We start from the raw sequence: 4,912 nt of genomic DNA on the forward strand, positions 1-4,912 counted from the left end.
ATCAGTTTTTTGGGAAGGCCAATGACCCGGATACTGCCAAATATTATGAACGCTTTTTTGAGATCGTTAAAAAGCCAACGATAAGTGTCAACCAGGGCCATAACTTGAACTTTGATACCAGGGTCACCAAAGGGGAGCGGGAGGTGGCCAAGACAAGGGCATCTACCTTCTACGGTTTAAAGCAAGGGGAGTTTATTGTCTTTGCGGACAGGAAGGTACAGTTCAAATACCCTAAAATACAAAAGGGGATTACCAAAGCCAAGACAGATAAGCGATAAGGAAATGGAAGCCAATTTTATACGGATCTATAAAGAGGTGAGGGGGATGTTTCACTAAGTATGTGCACAGTGGCCAACGGCCTGATTTGGAACGGTTGTTCCTTGTTTGTCTTCCGGGGCCTCCTCTTGTATACGGACTTTTTTCCTTGTTTCCCAGCAGCTGTAGGAACAGTTGCTGCTCCGGGTCCCTTATCCTTGCCCTTTTTATAGGATATCGGCATCAATGCTGCGGGGAGTACCAAACTTAAAGGCATTCCATATTCATTTTGATTTGATCCTGGCGCAAAGGGGCTGTTACAGTTCCGGTACAGGGCATGGTCCGTCTATTACACAATAGGATCTTTTCAACAAGCCGGGGTGCCTGCTTATTGAAATTAACGCTTGTTTAAGGAAAATAAAACCGTTATTGGGGCTTCAAAACAAATGAAGGAGGTAACCCTGTTGGGGGGGCAATGAGGTTTCGGACATCCCTTGGATTTTACCTTGGGGGTAAGGAGGAATAGGGGGATAATGCCTTTCCGATAACATAGGACTTCGGTAGGTTGGTCAAGCCACCTTTTTTTGGATTTTCGAAAGGGGGCTTTTTTGGTATTTGACATGGAGTAAAACAATCTTAAATCAAGCCATGATATTGAAGCACATTAATTTTTTATTGCTTGTCGCTATGGTGGTCATGGTCGTTCTGCTCCTGTTGTTGTGCATAGCGCTTGGTACCCATGGGGCACCCCATCACAGAAAGGGGGGTAAGCCCGATAAAGAGGGGTGAGGGGAAAAACTTCCCAAACGGAAAAGGGCTGCTTTATGTTCTTTACCGGGCCGGGCCATGGACAACATTTTAACAAAATGTTGAAAAAGTTTCGTACCTTATTGGGGGTCAATGGCATTTTAGTGCGCCTTGAATGCCCTATATGGTGATACGCTATAAAGCATACCGTCTTTTGTCAGGTTTCCTTATCGGGAACACACTACTGTGCTCAGGGGTCGTCGGCATATATGAAAACATCCCTGCCCTGTTGACCTACGGTTGCCTTTCCGTAGGCCTTTCCTTAATTCTAAACTTTGTATATAATACCTGCATATTGAAAATGGGGCCCTTGTCAAGAGCACCCTCTTCCATACCTCGATCCTTGTATTGGGCAAGGTAACCGGGATCAGGCGTTTTAAGGGCAAGTACCTGTTAAAAACGGGTAAAGGACAGCTCAGTCTTCATGCCCCCTGCATGGACGGGGAATCCCTCTGTGAACTGGAATCCGTTTTGGAGGAGTTGGGCCTTCCGGTTCATACGGTAGCCCCTCCTATTGTCCCTTCAGCTACTGTTACGGCCAAGGAACGGTTTGGCGGTAAAACAGGCTTCTATGGATCGGTCTGTTCATTTGTTAAAGGGCACTTTTTGGGGATAGGTTTCCACAGGAAGCACCTCGAGGGGTCTTTGGGCCATAAAACCGGCACCATGGAGGAATAGCTTTTGATTCCGGGACTTTGTAAAGGTTTTAAGGCACAGGGGTACAACATGGTTTTGTATGGTTGTTTAAGGGGAGCACAGATCTGGGGCTTTTGTATTTTATGGGAGGGGGCTGTTTTATTTTCATTCCCTTGTGGGGGTGCCCATTTCTACTTGACCTGTGCCTAAAAACAAAACCCAGATCAGAAAATGTTTCAGTTTATATTTTTCAGGGCCTTGTCCTGATAATACTATCGGCACTCCTTTTCAGGGGCTGGAAGGAATACAGAAACGACAAATCTTTGCACGGTAAGGTCAGAAAACCAAAAATAAGGATTAAGTTTGCAAGGGGGGGTAAGGTATTGGTACGATACCTTCGACTGAAATATGTTGGTTTTTGTCCAGTTATTACATTATAGCTGCCCATTATAACACCATCCCCCCCTTTTGGTGTTTTCGTTTTTGTAAAAGAAGGGAATGTTCCATATTTGTTCCTTGATGGTATGAAAAAGAAGATTTATGATTAACTGGTTTCCACATTCTTCACATATACAAATTATTCCGTGGAAATCAGCTCCGAAAGGCTCCTGAAGAGGGAATCAGGAGCCTTTTATTTTTTCTCCCTTATAAACCGGTTATTGCACCATATATCCCGAACGTTACGTCCCTTGACCTTAAAGGGCCCAAACCCTACTTTTGCCGTTTTCCAAATACCATGATATGGCATGTGCAAATACAAATTGTTGTAAGGGCGCTGCATCCAGTACAGAAAAGGCCAATCCTTGTACAGAAAGATCAACAGCTTAAAAGAATGAAAAATTCCGGTACAGGAGGATAAGGGGCTATCAGTATAATACCCTGTTTAAAACCATAAAGCATTAGTTTCGCCTTTTTCAGTTATTACACGAAAAAGACCGTTTATGACACAAAAAGGGCTTTTGAACACTTTGTGCTGTTGAAAGATGGAAAAATATTTTATGTTTGCCCTCTAAGATTTATTGTTTTTCATCCTGAAATTCTACAAAGCAGTATAGTTTTAGGGTTGGATCATCAAAACCAAGGTTTCCTCAAAACCTTTCGGACAATGCGTTAGGCCTTGACAAAGACTATGTTGTTCTTTTATTAAAATAAAAAATAAAGGCATTAAATGCCCTTTCAGTTGGATGTGCCCTATTTATAAATATTAGGGCCTGTTCAGTTGTTGGTGCATTGTAATTTAGTTTATGTATGGGGAGAGCTTTACTGTGTATACTGTTTTTATCGTTTCAATTATCTTTTTCCGCTAACCTTTCGGGGCTAAACTGCCGTGTAAAAGAAAGTGATGTTATATCGGGACATGTCCCAAGACCGTTTTTATACAAACCCCATGATTCAGTTCCCGGGAAAAATCCGGTAAGGGTACCTAAGGATTCCCTGGGGGTTTCCAATGATGGGCCTTTAGAACCTGTTATTAACAATACCACCACCCGTTCCTTTAAATCCCTGGACGGGGACCTCCCCCCAACTTCTTTTTCCTATAGTCCATTAGAAAGTGAGTTTACCGCCGATTATATAAACACACATGTTCCCCAGGACAGTACCATAAATACCCATGTGTTGGAAGCCAAAGCGGTCATGGACGAGTTGGCGGTTTCCCAGAATTATATCGATTTGGTCACGCCCCAGGAGTTGGTTACACTCCCGGTAGGGATCGAAGGCACTTTGGGCGGAGAGGACCAGTCCGAAAGTAACGTTAGTTATATCCTAGGGATCAGCAAGGCCCGATTTACCCCGGAATATACCGAGGTCACGGCTTTTGTAAAGATCACCATCCCCCAGCAAGGGGTGGACGGAAGCCCCAAGGAACTGTTCTTTGGGGCCGATAACATCAAGCTCTCCCACCAGGGCGGGATCTACGGGGAAGCCAACCTGGTCCTTTTGGGCGATGTGGCCATCCCCATCAGTGCCGGTAACGGACTGGTGGTCCTGCGTGGCGGTTTTAACATGCAGACCGGGGACACGGATAAAGAGACCTATGTGACCATCGATTGTAGTGGGTTTCGGGAGTTGGGCCTTTCGGCCGATGTGCTCTTTCCCCGCAGCATGCTGGAGCCGGTGGATCAAGACTATAAGGCCATTCCCGATCCAGATGCCAAGGTGACCGGGCATTTCCGGACCATTGTCAGCGACTGGAACGATATCCTGGCGGAGATCAGCCTGCCGCCTTTTCAACTGACCAAAAAAGACAGTCAGGACGGTAGCGGCAAGGCCGGTCTGGTCTTTCAGCTCAACACGGCCGTATTCGATTTCAGTGACCTGAGAAATTCCCCTAACACAAAATTCCCGGAGCAGTACGGGCAGCTACTGATCCCCGGCCAGGAAGAGCTTTGGCGCGGGGTCTATGTCAATTCCTTAAAAGTGGTTTTGCCCGAACAGTTCAAAATACGAAACAGTGAGCAGCGGGTTTCCTTTCAGGCCGCCGATATGCTCATAGACGGCATGGGCGTCTCCGGGCGTTTCTCCGTAGATAACCTCTTGCCCCTTAATGAAGGGGAAGCCTCCGGTTGGCAGTTCTCGGTCGACCATATCGAAGCTTCTTTTGTGACCAATCAACTTGTAGGGGCCGGTTTTAACGGGCAATTGGTACTCCCGGTCACCAAAGAAGTCACCGCCGAAGAGCTGCAAAAGGCGGATACCGTGGCCATCGGTAAAAAAGCCCTGGCCTATGGGGCCATCATTGACCCGGTAAACGAAGAATACATCCTCTCGGCAGGCCTAAAAGAGCGTTTGTCCTTTGATGTGTTCAAGGCCAAGGCCAACCTAGAGGCCAACTCCTATGTGGAACTAAAAGTAAGGGAAGGGCGTTTCCGTCCTAAAGCCATCTTGCACGGAAGCCTGGACATCGCCGCCAGTAACAGTGACAACCCCGATAAAAAGACAGCGGATTTTAAAGGGATCGTTTTTGAGCACCTGCAATTACAGACCGAAAGTCCCTACTTTCAAGTGGACTATATGGGCTACCGGGGCGAGGTCAAGCTCGCCAATTTCCCGGTCACCATTTCCGAGATCGGGGTCACGGCCAATGAATATGAAGCCTCCCTTCACTTCGGGGTGGACATCAACATGATGGAAAAAGGTTTTTCGGGGGGCACTTCCCTGGCCCTGGTCGGGAAGTTCAGTGAAAAGGATGGCTACCACCGATGGAATTTTGACC

General features: G+C 46.6%; 1 protein-coding gene and 2 pseudogenes. All 3 read left to right on the top strand.

Features of this window, described 5'->3' with window-relative positions; translation table 11 throughout:
* A pseudogene (locus OOZ15_RS19645) lies at positions 1-278 on the top strand (type IV secretory system conjugative DNA transfer family protein); the annotation flags it as partial.
* 1,132 nt (positions 279-1,410) lie between these two features.
* Entirely contained in the window at positions 1,411-1,740 is a 330-nt protein-coding gene (locus tag OOZ15_RS19650; protein WP_265958144.1) for a hypothetical protein, read from the top strand.
* A 1,206-nt stretch (positions 1,741-2,946) separates the two neighbouring features.
* Positions 2,947-4,912: pseudogene (locus tag OOZ15_RS19655) on the top strand (hypothetical protein); the annotation flags it as partial.

The organism is Galbibacter kalidii (assembly GCF_026241135.1).
Lineage (GTDB): Bacteria > Bacteroidota > Bacteroidia > Flavobacteriales > Flavobacteriaceae > Galbibacter.